This window comes from Sphingomonas panacis (assembly GCF_001717955.1).
GTDB lineage: Bacteria > Pseudomonadota > Alphaproteobacteria > Sphingomonadales > Sphingomonadaceae > Sphingomonas > Sphingomonas panacis.
The window spans coordinates 3,963,681-3,978,128 of the sequence record NZ_CP014168.1; the positions used below are offsets into that span (position 1 = coordinate 3,963,681).

Sequence of the window (14,448 nt, forward strand, 5' to 3'; positions counted from 1 at the left end):
TTTGTCGGAGTAATTAATCGTTGCCGTCCGAAACGGCGGTTGCAATAACCGTCTCATAAGATCGTCCGCAGCTTCGATCGGGGCGCGGAAGCCGTTTGGGGAGGTTTGTCATGAAACACATCGTAGCAGCGTTGCTGGCCGCCAGCGCCACCATCAGTCCCGCGTTCGCGCAGACCACTGCCGCGCCGGTGGCGGTGCCTGTAGCCGAGGATTTCAAGCCGTCGTCGCTCAACCAGCCGGGGCAGCAATACCCACAGGTGAACTCGCAGGGCTATGCGCGGTTTCGGATCGTCGCACCCGATGCGAAGGCGGTGAAGGTCAGCCTGGGCCTGGGCGGACGCGGCGGCACGGTTCTGAACAAGGCCATTGACGGCACCTGGGTCGGCACCTCGGAAGGCCCGCTCGACGAGGGATTTCACTACTACCACCTGACCGTCGACGGCGGCATGTTCAACGATCCCGGTGCTCTGAACTTCTACGGTTCGACGCGTTGGGAAAGCGGAATCGAGATTCCCGCGCATGACGCGGACTTCTATGCGCTCAAAGACGTGCCGCACGGGCGCGTAGAGCAGATTCTGTTCCCGTCCCCAAGCACCGGCACGCAACGTCGGGCCTTCGTCTACACGCCGCCCGGTTACGGAAAGACCCCGCACACCCGGTATCCGGTGCTCTACCTTCAGCACGGATGGGGCGAGGACGAGACCGCATGGGCGAACCAGGGCCATGCCAATCTCATCATGGACAACCTCATCGCCGAAGGGAAATCGCTGCCCTTCATCATCGTGATGACCTACGGAATGACCAACGACGTCAAGCCCGGCAGCCCCGGTGGCCTCGCCAGCTTCGACATCCGCCCCTTCCAGACAATGCTGCTGAACGAACTGATTCCCTATGTCGACCGCACCTACCAGACCGTTGCCGACGCTCGGCACCGGGCGATGGCGGGGTTGTCGATGGGCGGTTTCGAAACCAAGCTGATCGCGCCCAAGCACCTCGACACATTCGGCTCCATCGGCCTGCTCAGCGGCGGCACCTTCGGAGTGGATGATGTCAACGCCACTCCAGGCTTCAAGGACAAGGTGAAGCTCGTGTTCGTCAGCTTCGGCAGCCGCGAACTGGAAGGCGGTCGCGCGCGCGCTCCCGACGGCGGCCCCCGCCCCGATCCGCGCGCGAATGCGGCGGCGCTGAAGGCGGCGGGCGTCAACAGCGTTTTCTATGTCTCCCCGGGCACCGCGCACGAGTTCCTCACCTGGCGCCGCAGCCTGCACGAGATGGCGCCGCTGCTTTTCCGGGGCTGAACCGGCGGAGCTGGCTGACGCACTCTCGCCACGCTCTCACGGCGCAGCTACGCTCATAGCCTCACGATCATCCACGCCAGGAGACGACATGCGCACCTTCATCCTCGCGACCCTGGCGGTGACTCTGTCGGCTCCCGCGCACGCGCAGGCGGATCGTCCCCGCGCCGTGATCGACACCGGCGCGCTGCTCGGCCGGAGCGCGGACGGCATCACGTCTTTCAAGGGGATTCCGTTCGCGGCGCCTCCCGTGGGCGACCTGCGCTGGCGCGCGCCCCAGCCCGCCGCCAAATGGTCCGGCGAACGCGATGCCGCCCAATACGGCCATGACTGTATGCAGCTACCGTTTCCAAGCGATGCCGCTCCGCTCGGCACCCCGCCGGCCGAGGACTGTCTCTACGCGAACGTCTGGAAGCCGGTTGGCGCCAAAGCGAAGCTGCCGGTCATGGTGTGGATCTACGGCGGCGGCTTCGTCAATGGCGGCTCCTCCCCGCCGACCTATTCGGGTGCCGAACTTGCCAGACAGGGCATCATGGTCGTCAGCTTCAACTATCGCCTTGGCCGCTTCGGCACGTTCGCCCATCCGCAACTGACCGCTACGAACCCGGACGGCGGATTGCTCGCGAATTATGGATATATGGATCAGTTGGCGGCGCTGCGCTGGGTCCGTCGCAACATCGCGGCCTTCGGCGGCGATCCCGCCAATGTGACGATCATCGGCGAAAGCGCCGGCGGAATGTCGGTTCACGCCCTCCTCACGTCGCCGCTCGCCGATGGCCTTTTCGAAAAGGCGGTCATCGAGTCCGGCGGCCCGAGCATAGGCCCCGGCACGACTCTCGCCGCGGCAGAGGACATCGGCCTCGCCTTCGCAAAGTCCAAGGGCATCGCGCCGGACGACGCGCAAGCGCTCGCGAAGCTTCGCGCGCTGCCCGCCGATCAGATCGTCGCTGGCTTGAACCTCGCCACCATGGCCACACCCGCCGGTCAGCCCAGGACTTTCACCAGCCCGATCGTCGATGGCAGGATCGCCGTGGATCTCGCCACGGCCTATCGGAACGGCCGGTTCAGCAAGGTTCCCGTCATGCTCGGCGCCACCAGCGACGATATCGGCGGCCCGTCCGGCTACATGATCAGCGGCGCTCGCAAGATGGCTGCGCTGTTCGCTTCGGACGGGGTGCCCACCTATTATTACCGGTTCTCCTACGTTGCGGATGCAGCCCGGACGGCGGATGGAAAAGGTGCCAAACACGCATCGGATATTCCGTTCTTCTTCAACACCGCACCCATCAAATATGGCGACCAAACCACGGCCACCGATCGCGCCGCCTCACGGACGATCAGCCGCTATCTCGTCAATTTCGTCAAACATGGCGATCCCAACGGGGAAGCGTTGCCGGCGTGGCCGCGCTATTCGCCCAGCCAACCGTCGATGCTCGATTTCGCCGTCGATGGCGGCGCGCGGCTGGCGTCCGACCCGCTCCCCTGAGGCGCAAGCGCCCGGCTGCGGCGAGGACCTCAGCTATGCCGATCATGTCATCTCGAACTCAGCAGCAATTGACCGACCCCGACAACGCCGGTGATCATGATCTGCACCCCGATGCACAGCAGCAGGAACGCGACCAAGCGTGAGAGGACGCGCGCGCCGGCTGGCCCAAGCAGCGCGGTAACCGTGTCCGACCAGCGGTAGCAGAGCCAGATCGTCACCGCGATACAAGCCGCTGCCAGGCTCACCCCGGCAAAGAAACTGATCACCCCGCCGTCCCCGCCCGGCCGTTGCGAGGACAATGCGATCGCCACGGCGATGGTGCCGGGGCCGGTCGTCAACGGCATCGTCAGCGGGAAGAACGCCACATCGTCGGCCGACTGGGCCGGCTCGGCCGAAGTCGCCTTGCGCTCCTCGTGAACTTCGGGCTGCATCAGCAAGCCCCACGCCCGCACCGCGACGACCAGACCGCCCCCGATGCGGAGCGCACTCAAGCTCACCCCGAAGAAGTTCAGGACGATGCCACCAAGCAAAAGCGACGCGAGGAGCACGATGAGCGAATAGCTCGCGATTCTCCGGGCCAGCTCCTGACGCTCCTCACGCGTCCGATTGCTGATCACCTGATTGAAGATCAAAGCCGCACCGATCGGGTTGACGATCGAGAACAGGGTCGGAAACGCCAGCAGAAACGCGCCGGCGACACTCCCAAGCGGAAGCGGACTGAAATCCAAAAACCGTTCCTTCTCAGCTACGCACGACGCCAACGCACCCGCGCTAGCCCAAGTCCACCGCGCCCGTCACCCTCGTCGTTGCGTCTCCTCGCCCGTTGCCTCGACGATCCGGCGAACGACTCATACCGAATCCTTTAGCCCGAACACGGTGTCGGGAAGTTTACGATCGACGCGACGGTTTCGGCGCTGCGCTTCCTGATCGACGTCACGCTCGGGACGGAAAGCATCGTACTCCGGCCGAACGAAATAAATCTGTGTTAACGGGGAGCTTCATTGTGCCTCCCGACGTTACGTAGAAGAAACGATCAGGACTGGTCGTTTTCAACCGGGAGAGAAATGCATGAAGCGTCTGACAATCATTCTGCCCGCCATAGCGATGCTGGCGGCCTGCAACTCGAACCCGACCGTCAAGGCGGAGAACGCCTCGGTCGCCGACGTTGCGGAGGCCACCAAAAATGCGGTCAAGCTCGAACCCGGCAAGTGGGAGACGGCGGTCGAGATCCTGTCGGTCGACGGTCCGGGCGTTCCCCCAGAGATGGCGACGGCGATGAAGCAGCAGATGAAGGCGCAGAAGGTCGAGACCTGCCTCACGCCCGAACAGGCCGAAAAGCCGCCGCAGGACATGTTCGGCGCTGCCAAGAACTGTACCTATGAGAAGTTCGAGATGGGTGGCGGCAAGATGAGCGGAACCTTGGTGTGCAAGGGCGCGCCCGGCATGCCAGCGGGCGAGATGCGGGCGTCCATGTCGGGCAACTTCGCCAGCACCAGCTATGACATCACGAGCGAGTCGACGATGAACATGCCGGCGGCACCCGGCGGTGCGGCCACAGGCGGCAAGGTGACCACCAAGACCCATGTCACCGGCAAGCGCATCGGCGCGTGCGACGCGCCGAAGGCAGGCTGAGCCGGCTCAGACAGAAAGGACGCACCGCCCGCTCTCGCAGCGGGCGGTGTGTCATCCTGAATGATTTTACGGATGAGCCGCTGAAACGGACCTATGACTGTTTCAAGCAAGCCGGCCCCGGACAAACCCTTGGCAACAAGGACGTCTAAGGCACGCGCCGAAAGGCATGGTGGGCCCGGCAGGACTCGAACCCGCAACCTAGCCGTTATGAGCGGCCAGCTCTAACCATTGAGCTACAGGCCCCACCGATTGCCCCCGTTAGCGGATGCGCAGGCGCGGTGGCAAGGCGTCCCTCATCCGGCGGCGGCGATCAGCGCGTCGAGCGACGCCGGGCGGATACCGCGCCGGTCCAGCTCGGCGAGCACCGCCTGCCACCAGCCATGAAAGCGCGCGAGATCGGCGGCATCGCGAACATACGGCGTGTGGCCGGGCGCGAGCGAGGGCGAGTGGAACGCGAAGTTGAGCACGCGCACGCCCTCTCCCACCGCAACCGCGATCGCCTCCAGCGCGTCGGCGAGCGGCATGTCCTCGGGCGTGAGCGCGACGCGCGAGACGAGGCGCAGCCGCGCCGCCAGCCCGCGCCCCTTGGGGATCTTGCCCAGAACATCGTACAGACGCGCACCGCCGCGCCGCAGCCCGCCGGTGAAAACCGTCGTCAGCGGCAGTTCGACGATCGCCTTGTCCGGGCCGCAGCGGAACGCGGCATTGCCGATCGCGCCGAAATCCGGTCCGCCATCGGCGCTGTAGCGGTAGCGCGCGCGCATCGAGCTATCGAGCCGATACCCGCGCGCCGCGAGCAGCCGCAGCGTCGCCGGGCCGATGCCATAGCGCCCGGCGCGATACGCCACCGGCCGCCGCCCAAACGCGGCTTCGATCGCATGGGTCAGCGTGTCCAGCTTGGCCCCCTCGGTCGCCTCGGGCAGATTGCCGGCATAACTGTTGGCCGGCGTCAGGGGTTCGTCGAACGGCGGATTGACCCACGCATGCAATTGCGTCCCCACCGCGGAAACCCCGTCCGCCAGCAACCCGCGCAGGATGTCGACTGCCCGTGAATCGGTCGCGATCGGATAATCGACCATGTAGGTGAGCGGTACGCCATGATCGGCGAAGCGGCGGTGCGCCCCGGGCAGCGCCGTCACCGATGCAAGCGTGTGGCCCGCGCGCGCGAGCGGGGCGCTCCAGTCGAACTCCTCCTCGGTATCGACGAACACGGTGAAGCGCGTGCCGAAATCGTCCGGCCACGCGACCATATCGGCGGCGTGTGGCGGCTCCGGCCGAAACCCGGGCGGGTGCGCGCGCGCCACGATCTAGTTTGAAAAAGCCTGTCCCACGTTGGCACTTACGGCGGCGGGCAGCCGCAAAGTCAAGGCGGTGTCACCGAGCGTCAGCGAGCCGCCGAGCTCGCCCGCCAGATTGCGCGCTAGCCGCAGCGCGAAGCCCGTGCCGAGCAACGGCGCGCCGATCTGCTCGGCCTCGGCCTCGGCATCGATCCGCAACAGCCCCTCGGCGGCATACGCGGCGAGCGCGCGCGGACGATCGGACACGATCACCGCCTGCATATCCTCGATCCGCGCGGTAACGCCGATCCGCTCGCCGGCCTCGGTCGAGGCGACCAAAGTGGCGAGCAAGCGCCCGATCAGCCGTTCGACCGCGCGGTCGTCGCCAGCGATGACGATGTCGGGCGCGGCGCGGCAGTCGATCGTCGCCGAGCGCAAATCGGCGAGCGGCGCGAGATCACCCACGACGCGCGCCAGCAGCGGCGCGAGCGGCACCGCATCGTCTCGCAGATCGAGCGCCCGCGTGTCGATCCGCGCCGCCATGTCGATATCGTCGATCGCGCCGAGCAGCGCATGGACCTGATCGCGGATCGCCCCGGCGCGCCCGCGATAAACCGGCGGCACCGGCCCGAGCATCTCGGATTCGATCATCTCGGCGAAGCCGGCGATGGCGTTCGCCGGCGTGCGCAGTTCGTGGACGAGCTGGCGCAGCGCGTCGGGTCCGGCGCGGCCACGGCCCCGCGACAATTCGGCGCTTTCCTCCACGCGCGGCCGGCGCGCCGAACCGCGATAGCCGGTGAAGCGCCCGCTCCCCCGGTCGAACACCGGCGCCGCGCTGATCCGCCACTGCCCCGCCGCATCCGAGCTGCCGGCGACGACGAGCCGCGCATTGACGAACCCGGAACGCCGACGGAACGCACCGGACGCGACCCCATCGACCGCCGCGCCCTCGCCCACGTGATCGAGCGACAGCCCGATCAGCGGCGCGCGCGACACGCCCTCGATCCAGCGGATCATGCCGCTCGCGTCGGTCTCGAACTGGAAACCGCGCGCCTCGACGGGCGACAACGCGAACACTTCGGCCTCGATCGGCACGCCATTCTCATCGCGCTCGCGGTGGAACGCGTCGAGCCGCGCGACCAGATCCGCGATCTCGAACGTCCCGTCGGCGGCAGGTGCGGGCGGCGCGTTCTGCTGGCGCAGCGCCTCGGCGACGACCGGCAGGCCCTGCGCGATGCTGGCGATCGACGCGAACGAGGATTCGGGCATGGACACGGGCTCGATCGCCGGCTCCGCGTCAGGCGCGCTTGCGACCGGCACCGGATCGTGCCCGGCATCGACGGTGGCCAGCGCCTCGATCGACGCGCCCAGCACGAAATCGACGCCGCCGAACGCCGCCAGCGCACGCACCACGCCGGCGGGCAGATCGCGGCGATGACGCAGCACCGAGCGGCCGACCGAAGACAATCCGGGCAGCAATCCGATCCAGTCCCGCTCCTCAAGCTGCGCGGTGCGCAGTACCGGCGCGGCGACCGCAGCGTCATCCTCGCTGAACAGCCGAACCAGCGCCGCCGGCGGTGTGGCATCGGCCAGCGCGCGCGCACTGGCGGCACGCACCGTCGCAGGCACCATGCCGCGCAGCGCGCGCAGCCGGGCGATCGCCGCCGGTGTGGCATCGGCGCGGCCCCGGCCGATCAGATCGACGAGCTGCCGCCATGCCGACTGCGCGCCGAACGGGGTCGACATGTCGGCCGAAAGCACCGTTTCGAGACTGTCGTCGAAGCGCAACCCGCAAATACCCTTTAGCTGACCCACGCGGAGACGACCCGCGCTGTAATGAATCCTTAACGCGCGCGAGGCCCGTCTGGAATAGCTGATTTTCGACCGGTCGCAATGTGGGACAATTGCGTTCTCTCGCAATTATCTTATGATAAAGCCCCTACAGGCATTGGAAAAGATATGTTTCAGCGGAGCGGCTCGTAATGGCGTTCGACCAGATCGACCGGCGGATTCTCGAATTGCTACAGCGCGACGGACGGATGACCAATGTCGAACTCGCCGAGCGTGTCGGCCTCACCGCGCCGCCATGCCTGCGCCGGGTCCGCGCGCTGGAGGAAGCCGGCGCGATCCGCGGCTATCACGCCGATCTCGACGCCGCAACGCTCGGCTATCCGATCACGGTGTTCGCGATGGTTTCGCTGCGCAGCCAGGCCGAGCAGGATCTCGCCGCATTCGAGGCGCACGTCGCGACCATCCCCGAAGTCCGCGAATGCCACATGCTCAACGGCGAGATCGACTTCATCCTCAAGATCGTCGCGAGCGACCTCAAGGGCTTCCAGGAAATCCTGATGACCCACCTCACCCCCGCCCCCAACGTCGCCAGCGTCAAGACCTCGCTGACGATCCGCACCGCCAAGGCGCTGCCGGGGATACCGGTGCGGGTGGGGTAACCCACGAAGCGCGTTCGTTGTGCGCGATCCCGCTTGAGACTAAACGAATATGTTGCCCTGGATGATGGGAGTGGCGCGATGACGGTTCAGGTCAGTATCACCCCGACAGGCCAAATGCGCCTGCCCGCCGACATCTGCCGCAAAATGGGCTTGGCCGAAGGCGGCCAGGTCTGGCTCGAAGAAACCGAGGACGGCATCGTGCTGCGCACATCGGCTCAAGCGGTCGCGCACGCGCAAGCGCTCGCCAAGCGCTACACCGATGGCAAGCCGGAGGCGTCGGTCGATGCGTTTCTCGCTGGTCGCCGCGCCGCCGCCGGGGAATGAGCAGGATCGTACTCGACGCATCCGCACTGATAGCGCTGGTGAAAGGCGAGGCTGGCGCGACGATCGTCGCCGAAGCGATCGCCGGCTCCCGGATGAGTTCAGTCAATTATGCCGAGGTGGTAAGCCACTTCATCCATGCCGGCATGCCCGAGCGCGAGATCGATATGATGCTCGATCCGTTGCCGATTGATGTGGTTCCGCTCGACAAAGACACCGCCAAACGCGCGGGACGGCTGCGCGCCGCCACGGCTTCGGCCGGACTATCGCTGGGTGATCGTTGCTGTCTGGCGCTGTCCATTCAAGAGGCGTTGCCGGCATGGACAGCGGACAAGGCTTGGCGGAACATCGCGGAAACCACCGGAGCCGAAATCGTCGTCATCCGCTGACCGGCCCGCCTTCACGCCGTGAAGATCGCCGTCCGCCCCAGCGCCACCGCCAGCGTCGTATGCCGCCGCTCCACCGCCTCGCTGTACAGCGCCCGGTCCGCACTGGGTGCGCCGAGCACCACCGCGCCGCCCTCGTCGCTCAGCCGGGTGCGGCGCAGCGGCCCCTCCAGCCCGCCGCTCAGCCGCTGGCCGAGCCGCATCGCCAGCCCCCAGCCGATCGCGCGCTTGAGGTCCGCCGGCGGCGCCAGTACGCCAACCGGCGCCGGCACCTCCGTCCCGCCACCGAGGCTCGTGAACAGCGCCTGCGCCATCAGCGCGCGCCCGCGTCCGTCGATGCCCACCCAATTGCCGTGCAGCGCGATCTCGACGCCGCGTTCGGCGCGGAAATCGGGGTTGGCGCGCCAGCCGACATCGGCGAGCAGACACGCCGCCAGCCGCAGCCGCGCCATCGCGGGCGAATCCTGTGCGAACAGCGGCGCGATCCAGCCGTCGAGCAGATCGCCATGTTCGGCGAAGCGCCCGTGCCGCCGCCCCTCGTCGCGCGCCGCGACGATCAGCGGGTCGAGCGCGCGCGTCGCCGGATCGAGCGCCTGATACAACAGCCCTTCGCGCAGGCCATAGGCCGAGACGATCGTGCGTTCGCACTTGAGCTGCTTGAGCAGCACCGCCAGCACCGCCGTCGCGTCGCTCAGCGTTCCCGCCCGGCCCGATTGCAGCCCGGGCACCGCGCGCAGCCAGCTCTTGTTGACCTGCGCGATCGTGCGGCTCATCCGCGTGATCGCGCCGCGCGGCATCGCATATTGGTGGATCACCGGCAGCGGATAGCCGCGCAGATGCATGTCGAGCCGCGCCAGCGAGCGCCACGATCCGCCGACGAGATACAGCGGCAACCCCTCGCCGCGCCCGCTCCAGCCGGCGGCCTCGATCAATCGCGCGACCTGCCGCTGGAGCGCGCCCGGCCCCTTGCCCCGAATCGCGGCGATACGCAGCACGCCGAGCGGAAACGAAACCCGGTCCTGCACCGCGCCGCCCGATACGCGGATCAGTTCGAGACTGCCGCCGCCAAGATCGCCGACGATGCCATCCGCCTCGGGGATCGCCGACAGCACGCCATAGCCCGCGGCGATCGCCTCTTCCTCGCCCGACAACAGCTCGACCTCGAGCCCGGCCGCTTCGGCGATCGCGAGCAGCTTGCCGCCGTTGCTCGCATCGCGCACCGCCGCCGTGGCAACGGTACGCAGCCGATCGACCTCCATCTCGCGCGCGACGGCGGCGAAGCGGTGCAGCGCACTCTTCGCCATCCGCAGCGAAGCGCCCGTGATCGTCCCGCTCACCGCCAGCCCGCGCCCGAGCCCGGCCATCACCTTCTCGTTGAACAGGATCGCCGGCAGTCGCGCCGGCCCCTGATAGACGACGAGGCGAATCGAGTTCGAGCCGATGTCGATGATCGCGGTACGCGGTTCACTCACAGTCGCAACCTTGCTGGTGCCGAACAGCGCCACGCTCAGCGCGTGCGCCGCAGCGACAGCTTGGGCACCGCATCGCTCGCGGTCAGCGCCGCGCCGCGCCCGGACAGCGACGGATTGGTCATGAAGTAACGGTGCAGGTTGAACGGCCGATCGCCGGGATCGTCGCGGACATAGCTGCCATCGGGCTGCAATTCCCAGCTCTGCTCGTTGTCGATCAGATTGGCGACCATTACCTGGTCGAGAATCTGGTCGTGGACGGTCGGGTTCTCGATCGGCAGCATATATTCGACACGCCGGTCGAAATTGCGCTGCATCCAGTCGGCCGAGGAGATGAAGATCTTGGCGCCGTCATTGGGCAGCGCCTTGCCGTTGCCGAAGCACCAGATCCGGCTGTGCTCGAGGAAGCGCCCGATCACCGATTTCACGCGGATGTTCTCGGACATGCCCGGCACGCCGGGGCGCAGGCAGCAGATGCCGCGAATGATGAGGTCGATCTCGACGCCGGCGTTGCTCGCCTCGTACAGCTTCTCGATCACGGCGAGATCGACCACCGAGTTCATCTTCGCCCAGATCGCGGCGGGCTTGCCGGCGAGCGCGTTGGCGATCTCCGAATCGATCAGCCCCATCAGCCGCGGCCGCAGGTCGCGCGGCGACAGGCTCACCTTGGTCATGCCGGTCGGCTCGATATAGCCGGTGACATAGTTGAACATCTGCGCGGCATCCCGCCCGATCGCGGGATCGGCGGTGAAGAAGCTCAGATCGGTATAGATGCGCGCGGTGATCGGGTGGTAATTGCCCGTCCCGAAGTGGCAATAGGTTCGGTACTGCCCGGCCTCGCGGCGCACCACCATCGACACCTTGGCGTGAGTCTTCCAGTCGATGAACCCGTAGACGACCTGAACGCCGGCACGCTCCAGCGCCGAGGCCCAGAGCAAATTCTGCTCCTCGTCGAACCGCGCCTTCAGCTCGACCACTGCCGTCACCGATTTGCCCGCTTCCGCCGCCGCGATCAGCGCGTTGATGACGGCGGATTGCTTGCCGGCGCGGTACAGCGTCTGCTTGATCGCCACCACGTCCGGGTCCGCCGCCGCCTGCTTGAGAAAGGCCAGCACCACCTCGAACGTCTCATACGGGTGGTGGACGACGATGTCCTTGGCGCGGATCGCAGCGAAGCAATCCCCGGCGAATTCGCGGATGCGCTCAGGGAAGCGCGGCGAGAACGGCGGGAACTTGAGATCGGGGCGGTCCTCATCGACCAGCGCATCGAGATCGCCGACGCCAAGGAACGCACCGCTTTCGGTGACGAACGCATCCGGCCCGCCAAGTTCGTCGCGCAGCACCGCGCCGAGCACCTCGGGCATACCGCTTTCGAGTTCGAGCCGGATCACGCGCCCGCGCCGCCGCCGCTTGATCGCATTGGCGAAGTAGCGGACGAGATCCTCGGCCTCTTCCTCGATCTCGATATCGCTGTCGCGCAGCACCCGGAACTCGGCGCCGCCGAGCACGCGGTAGCCGGGGAAGATCAGCGGCGCGAACCGCTTCACCAAAGATTCCACCGCGACATAGCGCACCATCTCGCCCGGTATGCGCAGGAACCGCGGCATCGGCGCCGGCAGCATCACCAGTTCGCGGATCGGCTCATCGTCCGATTCGCGGACCAGATCGAACATCACCGCCAGCCCCTTGTTGGGCATGAACGGAAACGGATGTGCCGGGTCGAGCGCCTGCGGCGTCAGGATCGGGAAGATCTGCTCGCGGAACTGGGTCTCCAGCCAGCGCAGTTCGTCGGCGGTCACCGATTCGTCGATCGTGCGCGAACTCAGCACGACGATGCCGGTCTCGGCGAGCAGCCCGCGCAGCTCGCGCCAGACGGTGCGCTGGCGCTCGATCAGCTCATCCGCCTCGCCGACGATCGCGGCGAGCTGCTGGCTGCTGTTGAGTCCGTCGAGCGAGCGCTGGGTGACATCCTGCAATTGCTGGCCCTTGAGGCCCGCCACACGCACCATGAAGAATTCGTCGAGGTTCGATCCCGAAATCGACAGGAAGCGCAGCCGCTCCAGCAGCGGATGCGCCGGGTTGCGCGCTTCCTCCAGCACGCGGCGGTTGAACGCCATCCACGAAAGCTCTCGGTTGAAATAGCGGTCGTTTCCCTCGGTCGCGGCGAAAGGATCTTCGTCATTGTCGATGCGGACGATGTGCGCGGGTCGAGTCATCAGGAGTCTGCCGATTCGCTTTGGGTGCCGTCGATCAGCCCTGCCTCGGCCAAGGTGGCGCGTGCAAGCGCGATCGACAGCCGTTTGCGGCTGCCCAGCACCGCTTCGTCGAGCACGTCGACCGCGCGCAGCAGCGCGACATGCGTCCGCTCGATCCGCCGCACCAGCCACTCGATCAGGTCCGGCCGTGCATCGAGGCCACGCCGGTAGAATTGCCGCTCGAACAACGCGCGCATCAGCGCCTCGTCGGGGTCGCCCAGCCGAAGCGTCGGGCTGGCGACCAGCCGCGAGCGCAGATCGGGCAGCCGGATCGCCCATTCGGGCGGGGGGGCATAGGCGACGATCACCACCGGCTTGCGGGTTTCCTGCGCGCGGTTCCACGCATGGAAGATGTCGGCTTCCTTCTGCTGCTCGGCATCGTCGATCAACTGGCCGCCGGCCTTGGCGGCGAAGATCCGCGCGAGCAGGCTGCGCCCCGATTTGCGCGGGCCCGTCACCACCACCGCCGCGACCGGCCAGGTGCTCCAGTGTTCGAGCTGCTGGATCGCGCGTTCGTTCGATTGGGTTACCAGAAACTCGTCGTCACGCGGGTCCGCCGGCCACTCCAGGGGCAAAGCGAGTTGCGCGCTCACCCCGGATTACCGTCGCTCGCCTGCGCGCGGCGGATTCGGATCGTCGTGCCCGATCCCGTCACCACCCAGCCCTTCGCCTCCAGTTGCGCGCGGAACATCGCCGGATCGGCATCATAAGCGACTCGCATCACCGAGACTCCGCCGAGCGCGAGGCTGGTGGTAACCGCGCTGCGCACCCCGGTCAGGCCACGCAGCGCCGCCTCGGTCGCAGTGACGGCGGCGGCGCCGGGGGTATCGACCTGAACCGTGATCGCCACCGTCGCGGTGTCGCCCGGCGCAAGCGTGATCGCGCCGCCGGGGGTGCCCGCCGCGTCGGTCGGGGTGTCGGTCGGCGTCGGCGTGGGGGTCGGCGTCGGCGCGACCGGCGGCACGTAGGCGAGGCTCGAATCGGGCCGCAACCCGCCCGAACGCAGGTCCGCCTGATATGCCGCGTCGATCCGCTTCACGCCCTCGTCGAGCAGCAACGGCAGCGCATCGGCATTGCCGACCCGCAGCGTGAAGCGCGTGACGATCTTGTTGTCCGGCCCGTGCCGCGCCTCGAACGCGCCGATGATCGGCCCGCCCGGCCATTGCCGCGACAGCCGCACGATCGGCACGAGGATGTCGTTCGAGCCATATTGGTCGAGCACGATCCGCCACCACGCCCGCCCCGGCCGAGTCGTCTGGCCGAGGTTGAGCAGCAGCGAATCGTTGCCGGTGCCGCTCGGCCGCACATAATCGATCGAGCTGTTGCCGGTGCGGAAGCGCCCCCACGCCTGCACCCACGGATTATCCTGCTCGAACGCGATGGCGGCGCCACCCGAATAGGCGATCGGGATCGTCAGCATCGCGGTCGAGCGCTGCTCCTGGTCGGCGACGCCGAGCAAGGCGCCAGCCCGCGCGCGGCTGAACAGCACGCCCAGTCGCGCGATATAGCGGTTCGGCCCGATCTGCTCGTTCTCGATGATGATGCCCGACACCATCGAATCGAGCGTCCCGTCGGACACGCTGCCAGCGCCCGACCCCAGCCGTGCGGCGAGCATCTGCCAGCCCTTGCGCTGCGCCAGCCGCCAGCCGGCGTAGCGCGCGGCATCGGCATTGCCCGCGCTCACGTCGACGCGAATCCCGCTGACCTCGTAGCTGCCCGATCCGTCGCCGATCGCGCCGGACGGGGAGGTCGGCGCCGGCGGCGCGGCATCCTGGGCAAGCAGCAAGCCACCGCTGGCGACGAGCGCCGATGCGACGAGGAACTGGAACGGGCGGGAAAGGCGCGGGGGCATGTCGGCGCCCTTTTGGCGAAGCAGA

13 protein-coding genes and 1 tRNA gene are annotated in these 14,448 nt (G+C 67.4%); 6 read left to right on the forward strand and 8 right to left on the reverse strand.

Annotated features, from left to right (window positions below):
• Positions 1-110: 110 nt before the first annotated feature.
• Positions 111-1,298: an alpha/beta hydrolase-fold protein gene (locus tag J0A91_RS18045; RefSeq protein ID WP_069206054.1), complete on the forward strand. Its 1,188-nt coding sequence runs from the start codon at positions 111-113 to the stop codon at positions 1,296-1,298.
• A gap of 88 nt (positions 1,299-1,386) precedes the next feature.
• The gene (locus J0A91_RS18050) at positions 1,387-2,781 is read left to right on the forward strand and encodes a carboxylesterase/lipase family protein (protein WP_069206055.1); all 1,395 of its coding nucleotides are present in this window, start codon (positions 1,387-1,389) and stop codon (positions 2,779-2,781) included.
• Positions 2,782-2,828: 47 nt separating this feature from the next.
• Here J0A91_RS18050 and J0A91_RS18055 read toward each other — a convergent pair whose 3' ends face one another.
• On the reverse strand, positions 2,829-3,413 hold the full coding sequence (locus tag J0A91_RS18055) for a MarC family protein (RefSeq protein WP_240502066.1): 585 nt from the start codon (positions 3,411-3,413) through the stop codon (positions 2,829-2,831).
• Positions 3,414-3,849: 436 nt separating this feature from the next.
• Here J0A91_RS18055 and J0A91_RS18060 point away from each other — a divergent pair, with 436 nt between their 5' ends.
• Positions 3,850-4,413 (forward strand): DUF3617 domain-containing protein, encoded by a 564-nt coding sequence (locus J0A91_RS18060; RefSeq protein WP_069206057.1) that lies wholly within the window; start codon positions 3,850-3,852, stop codon positions 4,411-4,413.
• 167 nt (positions 4,414-4,580) lie between these two features.
• Here J0A91_RS18060 and J0A91_RS18065 read toward each other — a convergent pair.
• The 3 genes from J0A91_RS18065 to J0A91_RS18075 all read right to left on the reverse strand — a co-directional run bounded on the left by J0A91_RS18065 (position 4,581) and on the right by J0A91_RS18075 (position 7,478).
• Positions 4,581-4,656: transfer RNA gene (locus tag J0A91_RS18065), tRNA-Ile, on the reverse strand.
• A 50-nt stretch (positions 4,657-4,706) separates the two neighbouring features.
• Positions 4,707-5,663, reverse strand: a complete 957-nt coding sequence (locus tag J0A91_RS18070; RefSeq protein WP_069206058.1) for a polysaccharide deacetylase family protein — start codon at positions 5,661-5,663, stop codon at positions 4,707-4,709.
• A 57-nt stretch (positions 5,664-5,720) separates the two neighbouring features.
• A complete protein-coding gene (locus tag J0A91_RS18075) occupies positions 5,721-7,478 on the reverse strand; it encodes a sensor histidine kinase (protein WP_338056895.1) in 1,758 nt (585 codons plus the stop codon).
• A gap of 194 nt (positions 7,479-7,672) precedes the next feature.
• Between J0A91_RS18075 and J0A91_RS18080 the strand changes: the two genes are divergently transcribed.
• The 3 genes from J0A91_RS18080 (at position 7,673) to J0A91_RS18090 (ending at position 8,850) form a co-directional block, all read left to right on the forward strand.
• Positions 7,673-8,140: an Lrp/AsnC family transcriptional regulator gene (locus tag J0A91_RS18080; protein WP_069206059.1), complete on the forward strand. Its 468-nt coding sequence runs from the start codon at positions 7,673-7,675 to the stop codon at positions 8,138-8,140.
• A 78-nt stretch (positions 8,141-8,218) separates the two neighbouring features.
• Entirely contained in the window at positions 8,219-8,464 is a 246-nt protein-coding gene (locus J0A91_RS18085) for an AbrB/MazE/SpoVT family DNA-binding domain-containing protein (protein WP_069206060.1), read from the forward strand.
• On the forward strand, positions 8,461-8,850 hold the full coding sequence (locus tag J0A91_RS18090; RefSeq protein ID WP_069206061.1) for a type II toxin-antitoxin system VapC family toxin: 390 nt from the start codon (positions 8,461-8,463) through the stop codon (positions 8,848-8,850). Before J0A91_RS18085 ends, J0A91_RS18090 begins: the two co-directional genes overlap by 4 nt.
• A gap of 11 nt (positions 8,851-8,861) precedes the next feature.
• On the opposite strand, the gene J0A91_RS18095 is transcribed toward J0A91_RS18090, so the two are convergent.
• Genes J0A91_RS18095 through J0A91_RS18110 form a run of 4 tightly spaced genes read right to left on the reverse strand, consistent with a single transcriptional unit; the run spans position 8,862 to position 14,423 of the window.
• On the reverse strand, positions 8,862-10,319 hold the full coding sequence (locus J0A91_RS18095) for a Ppx/GppA family phosphatase (RefSeq protein ID WP_240502067.1): 1,458 nt from the start codon (positions 10,317-10,319) through the stop codon (positions 8,862-8,864).
• Between the two features lie 35 nt (positions 10,320-10,354).
• Positions 10,355-12,532: an RNA degradosome polyphosphate kinase gene (locus tag J0A91_RS18100; RefSeq protein WP_069206063.1), complete on the reverse strand. Its 2,178-nt coding sequence runs from the start codon at positions 12,530-12,532 to the stop codon at positions 10,355-10,357.
• Complete coding sequence (locus tag J0A91_RS18105) at positions 12,532-13,164, reverse strand: HdaA/DnaA family protein (RefSeq protein WP_069206064.1); 633 nt, start codon at positions 13,162-13,164, stop codon at positions 12,532-12,534. The genes J0A91_RS18100 and J0A91_RS18105 overlap by 1 nt, the downstream gene beginning before the upstream one ends.
• Positions 13,161-14,423 carry a hypothetical protein gene (locus J0A91_RS18110; protein ID WP_069206065.1) on the reverse strand — a complete coding sequence of 421 codons (1,263 nt, stop codon included), beginning with the start codon at positions 14,421-14,423 and terminating at the stop codon, positions 13,161-13,163. The genes J0A91_RS18105 and J0A91_RS18110 overlap by 4 nt, the downstream gene beginning before the upstream one ends.
• Positions 14,424-14,448: the final 25 nt, after the last annotated feature.

Bases quoted from the DNA above. Each gene is read 5' to 3' on its own strand.
- J0A91_RS18045 (WP_069206054.1), top strand. From the start codon at position 111: ATGAAACACATCGTAGCAGCGTTGCTGGCCGCCAGCGCCACCATCAGT.
- J0A91_RS18050 (WP_069206055.1), top strand. From the start codon at position 1,387: ATGCGCACCTTCATCCTCGCGACCCTGGCGGTGACTCTGTCGGCTCCC.
- J0A91_RS18060 (WP_069206057.1), top strand. From the start codon at position 3,850: ATGAAGCGTCTGACAATCATTCTGCCCGCCATAGCGATGCTGGCGGCC.
- J0A91_RS18070 (WP_069206058.1), bottom strand. From the start codon at position 5,663: ATGGTCGCGTGGCCGGACGATTTCGGCACGCGCTTCACCGTGTTCGTC.
- J0A91_RS18080 (WP_069206059.1), top strand. From the start codon at position 7,673: ATGGCGTTCGACCAGATCGACCGGCGGATTCTCGAATTGCTACAGCGC.
- J0A91_RS18085 (WP_069206060.1), top strand. From the start codon at position 8,219: ATGACGGTTCAGGTCAGTATCACCCCGACAGGCCAAATGCGCCTGCCC.
- J0A91_RS18090 (WP_069206061.1), top strand. From the start codon at position 8,461: ATGAGCAGGATCGTACTCGACGCATCCGCACTGATAGCGCTGGTGAAA.
- J0A91_RS18100 (WP_069206063.1), bottom strand. From the start codon at position 12,532: ATGACTCGACCCGCGCACATCGTCCGCATCGACAATGACGAAGATCCT.
- J0A91_RS18110 (WP_069206065.1), bottom strand. From the start codon at position 14,423: ATGCCCCCGCGCCTTTCCCGCCCGTTCCAGTTCCTCGTCGCATCGGCG.